16 protein-coding genes are annotated in these 14,286 nt (G+C 63.4%); 10 read left to right on the top strand and 6 right to left on the bottom strand.

What is annotated here, in order from left to right; all coding sequences use genetic code 11:
• Positions 1-47 precede the first annotated feature (47 nt).
• On the bottom strand, positions 48-944 hold the full coding sequence (locus LB555_RS21680; RefSeq protein ID WP_224683711.1) for an AraC family transcriptional regulator: 897 nt from the start codon (positions 942-944) through the stop codon (positions 48-50).
• Positions 945-1,084: 140 nt separating this feature from the next.
• Between LB555_RS21680 and LB555_RS21675 the strand changes: the two genes are divergently transcribed.
• The gene (locus LB555_RS21675) at positions 1,085-2,326 is read left to right on the top strand and encodes an MFS transporter (RefSeq protein WP_224683710.1); all 1,242 of its coding nucleotides are present in this window, start codon (positions 1,085-1,087) and stop codon (positions 2,324-2,326) included.
• A 68-nt stretch (positions 2,327-2,394) separates the two neighbouring features.
• Here LB555_RS21675 and LB555_RS21670 read toward each other — a convergent pair whose 3' ends face one another.
• Positions 2,395-3,252, bottom strand: coding sequence for an alpha/beta fold hydrolase (locus tag LB555_RS21670; protein ID WP_224683709.1), 858 nt, complete (start codon positions 3,250-3,252; stop codon positions 2,395-2,397).
• A gap of 151 nt (positions 3,253-3,403) precedes the next feature.
• On the opposite strand from LB555_RS21670, the gene LB555_RS21665 reads away from it, so the two are divergent.
• From LB555_RS21665 to LB555_RS21640, 6 genes are all read left to right on the top strand, one after another.
• Entirely contained in the window at positions 3,404-3,832 is a 429-nt protein-coding gene (locus tag LB555_RS21665; protein ID WP_140617695.1) for a MarR family winged helix-turn-helix transcriptional regulator, read from the top strand.
• Positions 3,833-4,069: 237 nt separating this feature from the next.
• Entirely contained in the window at positions 4,070-4,711 is a 642-nt protein-coding gene (locus LB555_RS21660) for a 50S ribosomal protein L25/general stress protein Ctc (protein WP_015316085.1), read from the top strand.
• Between the two features lie 24 nt (positions 4,712-4,735).
• Positions 4,736-5,491 (top strand): aminoacyl-tRNA hydrolase, encoded by a 756-nt coding sequence (gene pth / locus LB555_RS21655; protein WP_140665084.1) that lies wholly within the window; start codon positions 4,736-4,738, stop codon positions 5,489-5,491.
• A 96-nt stretch (positions 5,492-5,587) separates the two neighbouring features.
• Positions 5,588-6,691: a redox-regulated ATPase YchF gene (ychF, locus tag LB555_RS21650; protein WP_015316083.1), complete on the top strand. Its 1,104-nt coding sequence runs from the start codon at positions 5,588-5,590 to the stop codon at positions 6,689-6,691.
• Positions 6,692-6,863: 172 nt separating this feature from the next.
• Positions 6,864-7,070: a type II toxin-antitoxin system RelE family toxin gene (locus LB555_RS21645; RefSeq protein ID WP_224683708.1), complete on the top strand. Its 207-nt coding sequence runs from the start codon at positions 6,864-6,866 to the stop codon at positions 7,068-7,070.
• A 4-nt stretch (positions 7,071-7,074) separates the two neighbouring features.
• Positions 7,075-7,449, top strand: a complete 375-nt coding sequence (locus LB555_RS21640) for a helix-turn-helix domain-containing protein (RefSeq protein WP_141906199.1) — start codon at positions 7,075-7,077, stop codon at positions 7,447-7,449.
• A gap of 115 nt (positions 7,450-7,564) precedes the next feature.
• On the opposite strand, the gene guaD is transcribed toward LB555_RS21640, so the two are convergent.
• Positions 7,565-8,932, bottom strand: a complete 1,368-nt coding sequence (gene guaD / locus LB555_RS21635; RefSeq protein ID WP_224683707.1) for a guanine deaminase — start codon at positions 8,930-8,932, stop codon at positions 7,565-7,567.
• 136 nt (positions 8,933-9,068) lie between these two features.
• Here guaD and LB555_RS21630 point away from each other — a divergent pair, with 136 nt between their 5' ends.
• The 3 genes from LB555_RS21630 (at position 9,069) to LB555_RS21620 (ending at position 11,477) form a co-directional block, all read left to right on the top strand.
• Positions 9,069-10,403, top strand: coding sequence for a uracil-xanthine permease family protein (locus tag LB555_RS21630; RefSeq protein ID WP_224683706.1), 1,335 nt, complete (start codon positions 9,069-9,071; stop codon positions 10,401-10,403).
• 151 nt (positions 10,404-10,554) lie between these two features.
• The gene (locus LB555_RS21625) at positions 10,555-11,022 is read left to right on the top strand and encodes a MaoC family dehydratase (RefSeq protein ID WP_224683705.1); all 468 of its coding nucleotides are present in this window, start codon (positions 10,555-10,557) and stop codon (positions 11,020-11,022) included.
• Positions 11,019-11,477, top strand: a complete 459-nt coding sequence (locus tag LB555_RS21620) for a MaoC family dehydratase (protein WP_015316078.1) — start codon at positions 11,019-11,021, stop codon at positions 11,475-11,477. Before LB555_RS21625 ends, LB555_RS21620 begins: the two co-directional genes overlap by 4 nt.
• Before the next feature lie 159 nt (positions 11,478-11,636).
• Here LB555_RS21620 and LB555_RS21615 read toward each other — a convergent pair whose 3' ends face one another.
• The 3 genes from LB555_RS21615 to LB555_RS21605 all read right to left on the bottom strand — a co-directional run bounded on the left by LB555_RS21615 (position 11,637) and on the right by LB555_RS21605 (position 14,264).
• A complete protein-coding gene (locus LB555_RS21615) occupies positions 11,637-12,182 on the bottom strand; it encodes an adenine phosphoribosyltransferase (RefSeq protein ID WP_015316077.1) in 546 nt (181 codons plus the stop codon).
• A gap of 231 nt (positions 12,183-12,413) precedes the next feature.
• On the bottom strand, positions 12,414-13,109 hold the full coding sequence (locus LB555_RS21610; RefSeq protein WP_015316076.1) for an acid phosphatase: 696 nt from the start codon (positions 13,107-13,109) through the stop codon (positions 12,414-12,416).
• A gap of 282 nt (positions 13,110-13,391) precedes the next feature.
• A complete protein-coding gene (locus tag LB555_RS21605) occupies positions 13,392-14,264 on the bottom strand; it encodes a cytochrome c1 (protein ID WP_015316075.1) in 873 nt (290 codons plus the stop codon).
• Positions 14,265-14,286 lie beyond the last annotated feature (22 nt).

Raw genomic sequence — 14,286 nt, 5'->3', positions numbered from 1 at the left:
CTGAAAACCAGTTATCCCTGCGGCCCAAGTTACCCCTGCGGCCCAAATTATTCCTGCGGCAAGGCCGATGGCGTCGGCGCCTCCAACCGGGCCGGGACTCGCCGCATGCCTTCGCCGGCGTCACGTGCACCGCGCATATAGCCGCGCGGCGAGGAGCCAAGCATGCGCTTGAACATGGTGATGAAGGCCGGCACGCTGTCATAGCCGAGATCGAGCGCCACCCGCGTGATCGGCTCGCCATCGGCGAGCCTCGGCAGCGCCGCGAACAGGCAGGCCTGCTGGCGCCATGTCGACAGCGACAGGCCGGTCTGCCGCTGGAAGGCCCGCGTGAAGGTGCGCCGGCTCATGCCGACGGTATCGGCCCATTCGTCGATCGTCGCGTGCGGTGAGGGTGCGGCGACGAAACGCCGGCAAAGCGCCGCCAGTTTGGGATCCGACGGGAACGGCAGGCCGAGCGGCCGCTCCGGCAATTGCGGGATCTCATGCAGCAGCAGGTTCATGATCAGGCCACCGCGCCCTTCCAGTTCGCTGCCTTGCGGCAGCTTCTCGGATTCCACGATAAGACTGTGCATCAGGTCGGTGACGCCGACGACGCGCATGCCCTCCGGCAGGCCCGGGATCGCCTGCGGCATGACATAGACCGAGCGCATCGAGACGTCGCCGAGCATCTCGACGGAATGTTCGATGCCAGCCGGAATCCACATCGCATGGTCCGGCGGCACCATCCAGCGCCCATGCCGCGTCGTCACCAGCACGACGCCGACCAGCGCATGCAGCAACTGGCTGCGGCTGTGGTGGTGGTGCGGCACGTGGTAGCCATCCGGATATTCGGTCGGCAGCACCACCGCCGGCCCGACCGCCTGCTCGAGCCACTGCCAGCGCAGCCCGTGCAATTGCTCGAGGTCGGTGTGTCCGGCGCCGAAAATTTCCCTGGTTTTTGGCATTCGGTATGGCCCACTTGCGAAACTATTGGACCAAACCACGAAAGAAGTCGCCTGGCAACCGGACTATAAGGCTGCCTGCGGGAAGCGCCCGCCACGTCGCCTGCGGGAACAACCCCGCCAAAAAGACTACGGAGCCTATCTTGACCGATACGACAGCCACCGGCGTCGCGCCGCCTGCGACCGCCAGTCACGCGTCAGCCCAGGCGACGGCCTTCACCGTCATCCTGGCAGTGAGCCTCTGCCATTCCATCAACGACATCATGCAGTCGCTGCTATCGGCCATCTATCCGCTTCTGAAGGACAATTACGGCCTCGACTTCTGGCAGATCGGGCTGTTGACCTTCACCTTCCAGGTAACGGCATCCCTGCTGCAGCCGATCATCGGCGCGGTCACCGACAAGCGGCCTATGCCCTACTCGCTGCCCTGGGGCATGGCATCCTCGCTGATCGGCCTGATCGTGCTGGCCTATGCCGGGCACTACTACCTGCTGCTGATCGGCGCCTCGCTGATCGGCATCGGTTCGGCGATCTTCCATCCGGAATCCTCGCGCATCGCCCGCTTCGCATCCGGCGGCCGGTTTGGCCTGGCGCAGTCGCTGTTCCAGGTCGGCGGCAATTTCGGCCAGTCCATGGGTCCCTTGCTGGCCGCCTTCATCGTCGTGCCTTTCGGCCAGACCAGCATCGCCTGGTTCGCCGTCGGCTCGCTGATCGGCATCGTCATCCTGTGGCAGGTCGGCGGCTGGTACAGCCGCCTGCGCGCAGCGCAAGGCAATCGCAAGGCGGCAAGCTTCGTGTCGCCCTTCCCGCGCCGCAAGGTGATGTGGGCCCTAGCGGTGCTGACCTTGCTGGTGCTGACCAAGAACGCCTACATCGCCAGCCTGGCCAGCTACTACACCTTCTATTCCATCCACAAGTTCGGCGTTTCGGTGCAGATGTCGCAGGTCATGCTGTTCCTCTTCCTCGGCTCTTCGGCGCTGGGCATCCTGCTCGGCGGTCCCTTCGGCGATCGCTATGGACAAAAGGCGATGATCTGGTTCTCGATCGTCGGTGTCCTGCCCTTCACCCTGGCGCTGCCCTACGCCAACATGGAATGGACGATGGTGCTGACCGTGCTGATCGGCCTCATCCTGTCGTCGGCCTTCTCCAACATCGTCGTCTTCGCGCAGGAGCTGGTGCCGGGCCGCGTCGGCACGATCGCCGGCATCTTCTTCGGCTTCGCCTTCGGCGTCGGCGGTATCGCGGCCGCGGTGCTTGGCGTCGTCGCCGACATGAAGGGCATCGACTTCGTCTTCCAGATCTGCTCCTACCTGCCATTCCTGGGGCTGCTGACGGTGTTCCTGCCCAACATGAAGGAAGCCCGGAAGGCGCAAGCGGCCGCTTGAATCATCTCTATCCAGGCAAAAGGCACCCGCCATATGGCGGATGCCTTTTTCTGTTCAGGCGGAGGGCTTCAGGCCTTGAAGAAAGCCAGCAGGTCGGCGTTGATGACATCGGCGTGGGTCGTGGCCATGCCGTGTGGAAAGCCGTTGTAGACCTTGAGCTCGCCCTTCTTGAGCAGCTTGATGCTCAGCAGCGCCGAGTCGGCGATCGGCACGATCTGGTCGTCGTCGCCATGCATGACCAGCACCGGCACGTCGATCTTCTCGAGGTCTTCGGTGAAGTCGGTCTCCGAGAAGGCCTTGATGCAGTCGTAATGCGCCTTGGTGCCGCCCATCATGCCCTGGCGGTACCAGTTGTCGATAATGCCCTGCGAGACCACGGCGCCCGGACGGTTGAACCCGTAGAACGGGCCAGCGGGAACATCCAGATATAGCTGCGCGCGGTTGGCGGCGACGCCGGAGCGGAAGCCGTCGAAGACCTCGATCGGCAGGCCGCCGGGATTGGCTGGGGTCTTGAGCATGATCGGCGGTACCGCGCCGAGCAACGCTGCCTTGGCGACACGGCCGCCCGCTCCATACTGGGAGACATAGCGCGCCACCTCGCCGCCACCCGTCGAATGGCCGACATGGATGGCGTCCTTGAGATCGAGATGCGCGACAAGTTCAGCCACATCGGCGGCATAGGTGTCCATCTCGTTGCCGATATCCGTCTGCGTCGAACGGCCGTGGCCGCGGCGGTCGTGGGCGATGACCCGGTAGCCTTGGCCCAGGAAGAACAGCATCTGTGCATCCCAGTCGTCGCTGCTCAGCGGCCAGCCGTGATGGAACACGATGGGCTGACCGGTTCCCCAGTCCTTGTAATAGATCTGCGTGCCGTCCTTGGTGGTGATCGTGCCGCTGCCTGAGCCTGGTTTGGTCTGCGAAGTCATATCAATCTCCGTTTTATTGCTGTCGCGATAAACAATATCGCGATATCAATATCGCTAACCCAGATCGAGGTTCTTGTCCATGGAAATATGTATCGCGATATCTTTTTCCGTGGTACATAATGCGTGCGCTTAATCGGCAAAGGAATCCACCGTGCCTCTCCCGCTGGACAATCAGCTCTGCTTCACGCTCTACGCCACCAGCATGGCGATCAATCGCACCTACAAGCCGATGTTGGACGAGATGGGGATCACCTATCCGCAATATCTCGTGCTCAACGCGCTGGGAGAGGCCGACGGCATGTCTGTCGGCACGATCGCGCACAGGCTCGCTCTGGAATCGAGCACGGTCACGCCGCTGGTGAAGCGGATGGAGCAGGCCGGCCTGGTTACCCGCCAGCGCAGCCAGACCGACGAGCGCCAGGTACAGGTCGACCTGACACCGGCCGGCCGCAAGCTGCTCGTCCAGTGCAACTGCCTGAACGCGACCCTGGTCGAACGCTCGGGCATGACGCTGGCCGAACTCGACACGCTGAACCGGCAGGTCCAGGCGTTGCGCGACGCGTTGAGCGGCGACCGGTAGCAACGGCCTTCCCACCCGCCGCTTGCACGCCTGCCCGCCTTCCGCTATAGAGCCGCCACCCGCGTAGACACCCTTGGAGGCAACGCGGCGGAAGGCTGCCTTCCCCTTGTGATCCCGAACAAAGATCCGCTCGCTGCGGTTTCCGGCATTCGGACATCGAGGTCTGGCGGCTTTCGACGTTTACGGCCTGGTACATTGCCAACCGTAGGCGCTCCATAACACGCGAAAGGAAAAGCCATGAGCCACGATACTTACGAGCTCAAGGCCGAAGCGCGCGAACAGGTCGGTAAGGGGTCCGCCCGTGCAGTTCGCCGCAACGGTAAAGTGCCTGCAGTAATTTATGGTGACAGACAGCCTCCCCTGGCGATCGCGCTCACCTACAAGGACATCTACTACAAGATCCATGGCGGCGGGTTCCTGACCACGATCGCCACGATCGATGTCGACGGCAAGAAGATCCAGGTCCTGCCGAAGGACTTCCAGCTCGACCCGGTCAAGGATTTCCCTGTCCATGTCGACTTCCTGCGCATCGGCAAGGACACCGAAGTCAACGTCGATGTTCCCGTGCACTTCATCAATGAAGACAAGTCACCCGGCATCAAGCGGGGCGGCGTGCTCAACATCGTGCGTCACGAAGTCGAGTTCCACTGCCCGGCCAATGCGATCCCGGAATTCATCACCGTCGATCTCACCGGCGCCGACATTGGCGATTCGATCCACATCTCGTCGGTTAAGCTGCCGGCCGGCGTCAAGCCGGTCATCTCCGACCGCGACTTCACCATCGCGACCGTTGCCGGTTCGTCGGCGATGAAGCCGGAGACCGAAGAGACAGCTGAGGCCGCGGCTCCCGAAGCGGCTCCCGCCGCCGAAGAGAAGTAACTCTTTTCACGCCCGGAGGCGACGATGCCAGAAAAGACAGCGCTTGTCTTTGCCGGCCTCGGCAATCCGGGCGCGAAATACGCTGAAAACCGGCACAATGTCGGCTTCATGGCGGCGGACGCTATCGCCCGCCGCCATTCCTTTTCACCCTGGTCGAAGAAGTTCCAGGGCCTGATTTCCGAGGGCACGCTCGGCGGCGAAAAGATCATCCTGATCAAGCCGCAGACCTTCATGAACCTGTCCGGCCAGTCGGTCGGCGAAGCGCTGCGCTTCTACAAGCTCGACCTTTCCGCCCTCACCGTCTTCTACGACGAGATCGACCTTGCCGAAGGCAAGCTGCGCATCAAGACCGGCGGCGGCGCCGGCGGCCACAACGGCATCCGCTCGATCGACGGCCATGTCGGCAATGCGTACCGCCGTGTGCGCATCGGCGTCGGCCATCCCGGCGTCAAGGAAATGGTCCAGCATCATGTGCTCGGTGATTTCGCCAAGGCCGACCGCGACTGGCTCGACCCGCTGCTCGACGCGATCGCCGACAATGCGGCGATGATCGTCAAGGGCGACGAATCCGGTTTCATGAACAAGGCCGCCCTTGCCGTCCAGGGCAAGACCGGCGCCGAACCGGAAAACCCGGCGCGGAAGCAGTCGAGCCCGAAACAGCAAAGCCCGAAACAGCAAAGTCATGTCCGCCAGGCCCGCCCTCAGCAGCCGGTCGCCAAGCTGCCGGAAAGCGGCCCCATGGCCGCCATGCTGAAGAAACTCTTCGGCAACAAGGACTGAGGCGTAGGCGCATGCGGCGTCACGGGACTTGACGTTCCCAACCCCTATCGCCCATAGCCTCATCAAATTTCGCTTTTCCCGATAGGACTAGATAAAATGGGTTTCAAATGCGGCATCGTTGGCTTGCCCAATGTCGGCAAGTCGACGCTTTTCAACGCGCTGACGAGGACGGCCGCCGCGCAGGCCGCCAACTACCCGTTCTGCACCATCGAACCGAACACCGGCGAGGTGGCGGTGCCCGATCCGCGCCTGCAGAAGATCGCGGCGATCGGCAAGTCGAAGGAGATCATCCCGACCCGCATCTCCTTTGTCGACATCGCCGGCCTGGTGCGCGGCGCCTCCAAGGGCGAAGGCCTGGGCAACCAGTTCCTCGCCAACATCCGCGAGGTCGACGCCATCGTGCATGTGCTGCGCTGCTTCGAGGATGACGACATCACCCATGTCGAGGGCCGCATCGACCCCGTCGCCGACGCCGAGACGGTCGAGACCGAACTGATGCTCGCCGACCTCGACAGCCTCGAGCGCCGCATCGTCCAGTTCCGCAAGCGCGCCGGCAGCAAGGACAAGGAAGCGACGACCGTGCTGCCTATGATGGAGGCCGCGCTCGAGCTGCTGCAGGCAGGCAAGCCGACCCGCATCCTGCTCGACGGCATCTCGGCGGAAGATCTGCACATTTTGCAGGGCTTGAACCTTCTGACCTCACATCCCGTGCTCTACGTCTGCAACGTCGCCGAGGCGGACGCGGCCACCGGCAACGAGCACACCAGGGCCGTGGAGCAGATGGCCGCAGCGCAGGGCGCCCGCACTGTCGTCATTTCGGCCGCGATCGAAGCCGAGGTTGCGCAGCTCTCCGACGAGGAAGAGATGGAATTCCTGTCCTCGCTCGGCCTCGACGAGCCCGGCCTGAACAAGGTGATCCGTGCCGGCTACGAATTGTTGCAGCTCATCACCTATTTCACCGTTGGACCGAAGGAGACGCGCGCCTGGACCGTGCACAAGGGCGCCAAGGCGCCGCAGGCGGCCGGCGTCATCCACACCGATTTCGAGCGCGGCTTCATCCGCGCCCAGACCATCGCCTACAACGACTTCGTCACGCTGGGCGGCGAAGTGGCGGCCAAGGAAGCCGGCAAGGCACGCGACGAAGGCAAGGAGTACGTCGTCCAGGACGGCGACATCATGCTGTTCAAGTTCAATACCTGAGGAGGTCGCGGCGGAGCGACCCAACCGTCAGTCGGACAGCACCATCCCTGCCGCAGAGCTCTCGCGGGGGTATTGAAGACCATAAGTCGCCTTACCCCGATCAGCACCCGGTGGAGACCGATGAAAGCCATGTCCCATTATTTGCTAACGCAAATTTCTAGCTTGCGCGCGGATGCCCGCCAACACGGCTCGGCTGATCACTGCTAAAATCGGCCAATATGCAGCCGAACCGGCCAGCTTGGCGAAAAATGTCAAACGGCTGAAAGGCCGGCCAGGCTTCAGGCTTAGGGTCGGGGACTACCGTGTTATCTTCGATCAGGAAGGCACGGTAATGGACATTCTGGAGATCGGACCGCGCGGTAGCATCTACGAGGGATGAGGACATGAACAAGCCCACCATCATTACCACGCCGAATGGCGACCGTATGGCTATTCTGCCACTCGCTGATTACGAGAGCCTTGTTGAAGCGGCGGAGGACGTGGCCGACATTCAAACCTACGATCAGATCAAGCAAAAGATCGCTGCCGGCGAGGAGGAGCTTATTCCGGCCGCCGTCGTCAACCGCATCCTGGACGGCGAGAATAAGATCCGCGTCTGGCGCGAGCATCGCGGGATTTCGGCTCGCGACCTCGCTGAAAAGACTGAGATCAGCGCAGGCTATCTCTCGCAGATCGAGACAGGCACCCGCGACGGTAGCTTCGACACGATCAAGCGCATCGCCGCCGCCCTCAATGTCTCGGTTGACGATCTCGTATAGCGCCCGTTGCGAAAGACAAAAACGGGCTGTCGTATTCCATGCTCGCAGGCGCTGCCGACGTCGGCACAGGGCCATGTTTATTCGCGCAGGCGAGGCCACTACAAGTGAGCGTAGCTTAGCTATAGCCGACCACCGCCCGGCCTCCGACCCAAACAGTGGCAATATTGGCCCGTGCCGCATTGAGCACGATCTTCTGAAAGACGTCGTCGAGCGTATCGTCGGCGCCGTTGACATGGATGTTCGAGGCGCTTGCTTCGGTGTCGATCAGCAGGGCGTCGAATTCGTGTCCGACGCGAAAACTGCCTGTCGGCAGGTCGAGCGCTTCCGCGCCTCCCGCAGTCGCCAGCCAGAACGCTTCCTGATGCGTGATCGGCTCGCCGGGCGCGCCGCGCTCCTTTGCCGGCAGGCCGGCATGCACGCCGCTCTGCAATGTTCTCGAGGCCGACAGCGCGTTCCGGCAACCGTCGAACAGCGATGGGCTGTAGCCGCCTGAAATATCGGTGCCGAGCCCGACATGCATGTGCCGGTCGAGCGCCTCGCGAAGCGGAAACACTGCATTGGCGAAGTAGACGTTGGACAGCGGGCAATGAGCGACGCCGGCGCCCTTCTCCTTGATCAGGTCCATGTCCTGCCCATCGATGAAGTTCGAATGCGCCAGGATCGTATGACGGGTGAGCAGGCCGAAACCATCGAGGCTTGCCGCATCCGTTTGGCCGAAGCGCGCTTCCACGAACTGCTTTGCCCAATCGCTTTCGGAGCAATGGGTCTGCACGTGGCACCCGAACTCTTCCGCGAGTTCGCCCAGCCCCTGCAAGGCCGCGTCGGTGCAGCTTGGAATGAAGCGCGGCGTGATCACCGGCTGGACAAGCGGCCTCTCGCCCGGATCCAATGACATGACGGCCTCGATGAAGCGCCTGGTATCCGAAACAGCGCTTGCCGCATCGGCATCGCGATAGAAGGGCGGACACTGTTCGGGGTCGTCCATCACCACCTTGCCGACCAGGGCACGCTGGCCTTTCTCAAGACATGTCTCGGCGAGCGCCACGCTCCCCGAGACATGGACGGTGGCGAAATAGAGCGCGGTGGTGGTGCCGTTGGCGAGCAGATTGTCGACCAGATCAGCATAGACCGCGCGAGCATAGTCCAAATCCGCATAGCGGGCCTCGAGCGGAAAAGTGTATTTCCGCAGCCAGACTTCGAGCGGCACGTCCAGCGCCTTGCCCATCTGCGGCCATTGCGGCGCATGGATGTGCAGGTCGACGAGCCCCGGCAGCAGGAACTGCCCCTCGCCAAGTTCCACCAGCCTGCCCGCCCGGCGGGCATCGCTTATCGTGGCCGTGTATTCCGGGTGGCCAGGCGCCAGGATCTCGGCGATGCGCCCCTGTGCATCGACGCAGAACAGATGCTCCTCCAGCACCTCCAGCCTGCCGCGCTCAGGCGTATGGAAGGCGGTGCCGAGCAGCATGAAAGGATCTGCCGTCATATCGTCGCTCCAGTGCTGCTGGCGGGCGGGGCTGCCAATGCGTGGCCTAGAAGAAAACAGTTGGCAAACATTTCCGCCGCTGTCCTTTGCCGCCGACTGATCCCATGATCGGCCGGGGATTTCCAGAGGGGACATCATGGAACGCGTTGCGCCAGAAATCAGTTTGATCGCCCAGCCGGACGATCCGTTGCCCCTGGGCAAGGCCGCCCTGCTCGGCCTCCAGCACGTGCTGGCGATGGACGTCTATATCGTGCCGTTCATCATCGCGTCGGTGCTTGCCTTCAGCGTCGGCGACGCTGGCGCCTTCATCCAGTCGGCCTTCGTGGCGGCAGGCATCGCAACCCTGATCCAGTCGCAGTTGCTGATGCGGCTGCCCGTCGTCCAGGGACCGTCCTTCGTCCCGATCGGCGCGGTGCTGGCGATTGCCTTTGGCGCCGGCGGCGGCCTGCCGGGCCTGTCGGCCGTGATCGGCGCACTCATTCCGGGCGCCATACTGGTCATGCTTCTGGGATCGCCCACAAAGCTCTTCCACCGCCTCGTCAACCGCTTCGTGCCGTCCATCGTCGGCGGCGCCATCATCATCGTCGTCGGCGTCGCGCTGATGCCGGTGGCACTGAAGGAGAGCGTCTTCGCCGTCCACGGCACCGCCACCGTCGGCGGCAACATCGTCCTCGCCTTCGTCGCCGCGGCGGTGCTTGTCGGCTGCATGCTGACCGGCATGGCGCTTGGCGCGAAAGGCGCATGGCTGCGCCTGCTGTCCGTGATCATCGCGCTTGTGGCTGGCAGCGTGGCCGCCGCCTTCATGGGCCAGCTCGACATGACGGGCGTTTCCGCCGCGACCTGGTTTTCCATGCCGCGCATCGCCTTCCTCAATCTCGACGTCACCTTCTCCTGGTCGGCGACGCTGACCATGCTGATCGTCTACATCGTCGTCCTGGCCGAAACCACCGGCACCTGGTTCGCGGTCGGTGCCGTCATCGACAAGCCGCTCTCGGACGAGCAGCTCGACCGGGGCGCCACGGGCGAAGGCCTTGGCTGCCTGATCAGCGCGCTGCTGTGCAGCACGCCGGTCACCGGCTATTCGTCCAACGCCGGCATCATCGCCATCACCGGCATCGCCAGCCGTGCCGCCTTCGGGGCGGCCGGCATCTTCCTGGTGCTGTTCGGGCTGATCGGCAAGCTTTCGGCGGTCATCGCCTCAATCCCGGGGCCGGTGATCGGCGGCGTCTTCGGAGTGCTTTGCGTCGTCATCGCCATGAACGGTTTTCGGGTGGTGCGCGGGACGCCGCTGACCGAACGCAACATGCTGGTCATCGGCCTGCCCATCCTGATGGCGCTGTTCGCCACGCTGGTACCGCCGGATTTCGTCAAGACGCTGCCCGATATCGTGCAGTACATTCTGGGCTCATCCATAGCCTTCGGCGCCGTCTGGGCGATTGTCCTGCACCAGATCCTGCCGAACGCCCGCTAGGCGATCGGAGGCGCCGCGGCTGGCCCCTACGGCCGCCGCGGGCCCGATCGCGCCGGCTGGCTCACCAGAAAGGGCTTGACCAAATCGCCCGCGGCCTGCATCCGGGTTTGCCGATCCATACGGATCGCGCGTTCTGCAGGGATGCCAGACCATGACCGGCAAGACATGGGCCTATGAGGACTTCGTCGAGGGGATCTCGTTCGATCTCGGCACCAAACAGGTGAGCGCGGCCGAAATCATCGAGTTCGCCAGCGAGTTCGATGCCCAGCCGATGCATCTCGACGAGGAGGCCGGCAAGGCGAGTATCCTGGGCGGCCTCTCGGCTTCAGGCTGGCACACCTGCGCCATGTTCATGCGCATGCTGTCCGATGCCTTCCTGCTGGACTCCACCTGCCAGGGCGCACCAGGAGTCGATCAGGTCAAATGGAAGAAGCCGGTGCTCGCCGGCGATACGCTGCGGGGCAGCCTGGTGGTTCTGGCCAGGCGCCTGTCGAAATCGAAGCCGCAACTCGGCTTCGTGACCATGCGCAGCGAACTGGTCAACCAGCGCGGCGAAAGCGTCTTCGAGCTCGAGAACTCCGTCATGTTCCTGACGCGCGACGCGGGGAATGCGGCATGACGCTCGACGAATTCTTCCGCATCGGCACCACGGTGACGCTGGGCTCGCACAGATTCGAGCCCGAGGCGATCAAGGCGTTCGCCCGCAAATACGACCCGCAGATCTTTCACATCGACGAAGAGGCCGCGAAGAAGAGCGTGCTCGGCGGCCTCTGCGCCTCCGGCTGGCATACCGCCGCCACCTGGATGAAGCTGAACCTGGAGAGCCGCCTGGACGCCGAAGGCTGGGACGGCCCGGTGCCCGAATTCGGCCCCTCGCCCGGATTCAAGAACCTGAAGTGGCTGAAGCCCGTCTTTGCCGGGCAAACCATCACCTTCACGCGCACGGCGCTGTCCCACCGCCCCATCGCGTCCCGCCCCGGCTGGCGGTTGCTGGCGCTGCTCTGCGAGGCCACTGATTCGACCGGCGGCAAGGTGCTGGAGTTCGAAAGCGCGGTGCTGGTGAAGGTGGAGTAGTTTCTTCCTTCGCCCCGTTTACGGCGTGGCCGAAGGGCGGATGAGGGCGGCACCCGCGCTGGTTATCGTGTTGCCTCCCTGCCCTTCGCTATCGCTCCGGGCGTTCGAGATCTTTGAAAGGTCCACTGGACCTTTCAATTTGCCTTCGGCAAACCGGTCTCAAACCCCCTCGAACCCGATCAGCGTTCGCACCGGCACGCCGAGCGCTTCGAGCTTGGCGCGCCCGCCCAAATCCGGCAGGTCGATGACGAAACAGGCGGCGAGAATGTCGGCGCCGATCTGGCGCAGCAGCTTGACCGCCGCTTCAGCCGTGCCGCCGGTGGCGATCAGATCGTCGACCAGGATCACCTTCTCGCCGGGCGCGACGCCGTCCTTGTGCATCTCCATCTCGTCCAGCCCGTATTCCAGGCTGTAGGCGACGCGCACGGTCTCATAAGGCAGCTTGCCCTTCTTGCGGATCGGCACGAAGCCGGCCGAGAGCTGGTGAGCAACGGCGCCGCCCAGGATGAAGCCGCGCGCTTCGATGCCGGCGATCTTGTCGATCTTCTGCCCGGCATAGGGATGCACCAGCTCGTCGATGGCGCGGCGGAAGGCGCGCGCATTGCCGAGCAGCGTGGTGATGTCGCGAAACAGGATGCCGGGCTTGGGATAGTCCGGGATGGTACGGATCGAGGCCAGCAGCGTGTCTTCGAGAGAAGGTTTCATGAAGCGGCTCCGAATGATCCGGCTGACAAAGTGAAACGGCGCGGGGCCGATCGTAACCCGGCGCGACCGACAACGGCTAGCGCGATGTGGCGACCGAGACAAGCGCATCCGGCAAAGGAATTGACTACGGGCTGGGAGCAACCACCAGGCGATTTTCCTCCTGTTGGGCGCAGCCACGAAAAAGGGGCGCCCGAAGGCGCCCCGCTCGAACGGATGGCTATCGGCCAAATCCTACATGCCGAGATCGGAACGAAGCTCCGCCCTGGCCACGTCGTACTCGGCCTTGAAGTCATCCCGGTTGAGCAGGACGGCGGCGATGACGCTGCCGGAAATCTTGCCCATCTCGACGTCGGACGGATAGTGGATGCCGCCGACGATGCGGTTGTGGGCGAACTCAGCCGCGCGCGCCATGATCTCAGCACGCCTTTCCGGAACCATGTCGGACAGGATGATGCCCATCATCGTGCCGACGGTCGCATGGCCGGACGGCCAGGAACCGGAGCTCGACAGCTTGACCACCGGCTTGACGAGATCGCTGAGCTGGTGCGGACGCGGGCGCTTCCAGACATCCTTGGCCGGATCGACGACGGCGCCTTCGGTCTCCACCACGCGATCGAAGAAGGCGCTGAATTTCGGCAGCTTGTCCTTGTTGAAATTCGGCCCCATGACATCGGCGAAACGCCAGACGTTTTCCTCGGCGTCGGCGATGGCGCGGGCTTCCATCTCGGGTGTGCGCGTGACCTGCATGGTCAGCACTTCGCCAAGCTCGGCCTTGGTCTCAGCCGAATCATTGGCCGGCGGCGGCGGCAGGATCATCGTCAGGTCGACATCCTTGTTGGTGATGAATGGTTTTGCGTCTTCGGCGCGGGCCGCGGAACCTACGACGAGCAGCAGCAGGCCTGCCGCAAGCGATGCGTATCTTTTCATGGGCGTGATCCTTTGATGAGAGCGCCGCAGGATCGCGATGTGTGGTGACGGCCATGTGACACCGCCGAGACGTGGAGGCGCAATCCACTCAAAAAGCAGAAAGGGCACCTCGCGGCGCCCCATGTTGTACACTGAACGGCCCAGGGCCTTTGAGATTCAGGTCAGGCCGAATCGAAAACGATGGTTTCCGAGAACCGGAGCGGAGCGTACTTGAAGTACGTGAGCACCGGAAGCGCAGGAAGCCATCGTTTGCAGACCGGCCTCACCTGAAGATCAACAGGCCTAGTGCGCGACGGCTTCCCACACCTTGCGCTTGGTCAGGTAGACCAGGGCGCCGAACAGAAGCAGGAACACCAGCACGCGGAAGCCCATCTTCTTGCGGTCTTCCATGTGCGGCTCGGCAGCCCATGTCAGGAAGGCAGCCACGTCGCGGGAATACTGGTCGATGGTCTGCGGCGAACCGTCGTCATAGGTGACCTGGCCGTCGGAGAGCGGCTTGGGCATCTTCAGCGACACGCCGGACATGAAGTACGGGTTGTAGTGTGTGCCTTCGGGGATGACCATGCCGGCGGGCGGGGTCTGGTCGTAGCCGGTCAAGAGCGAATGGATGTAGTCGGGACCACCGGCATCATACTGGGTGAAGATATCGAAGACGAACTGCGGGAAGCCGCGCTCGACGCCGCGCGCCTTGGCCAGCAACGACATATCCGGCGGCGCCGCACCGCCATTGGAGGCAGCGGCGGCTTCCTCATTGGCGAATGGGGCCGGGAAATGGTCGGACGGCTTGCCGGGACGGTCGAACATGTCGCCGGCATCGTTGGGGCCATCATGGATTGTGTATTCGGCTGACAGCGTCTTGATCTGCGCGTCGCTGTAACCGAGGTCCGAAAGCGTGCGGAACGCCACCAGGTTCATCGAATGGCAGGCCGAGCAGACTTCCTTGTAGACCTTCAGCCCGCGCTGCAACTGCGCCTTGTCATAGGTGCCGAACGGGCCGGTGAAGCTCCAGCTCATTTCCTTCGGCTCGTTGATCGGGAAATGCGTCGGTGCCGCCGCGTTGTGCGCCTCTTCGGCCGCGAACGCCCAAGTGCCTGCAACTCCGGTGCCGGCGGCCACGAGGCCGACCAGCGCAAGCGAGGTGAGAATCTTTTTCATGCCAAATCCCCTTAGATTCTCT

It is taken from the genome of Mesorhizobium sp. BR-1-1-10, assembly GCF_020165595.1.
GTDB classification, from domain to species: Bacteria; Pseudomonadota; Alphaproteobacteria; order Rhizobiales; family Rhizobiaceae; genus Mesorhizobium; species Mesorhizobium australicum.
Note: the sequence above shows the minus strand (reverse complement) of the source record. Positions and strands in the feature narration are given on the sequence as shown.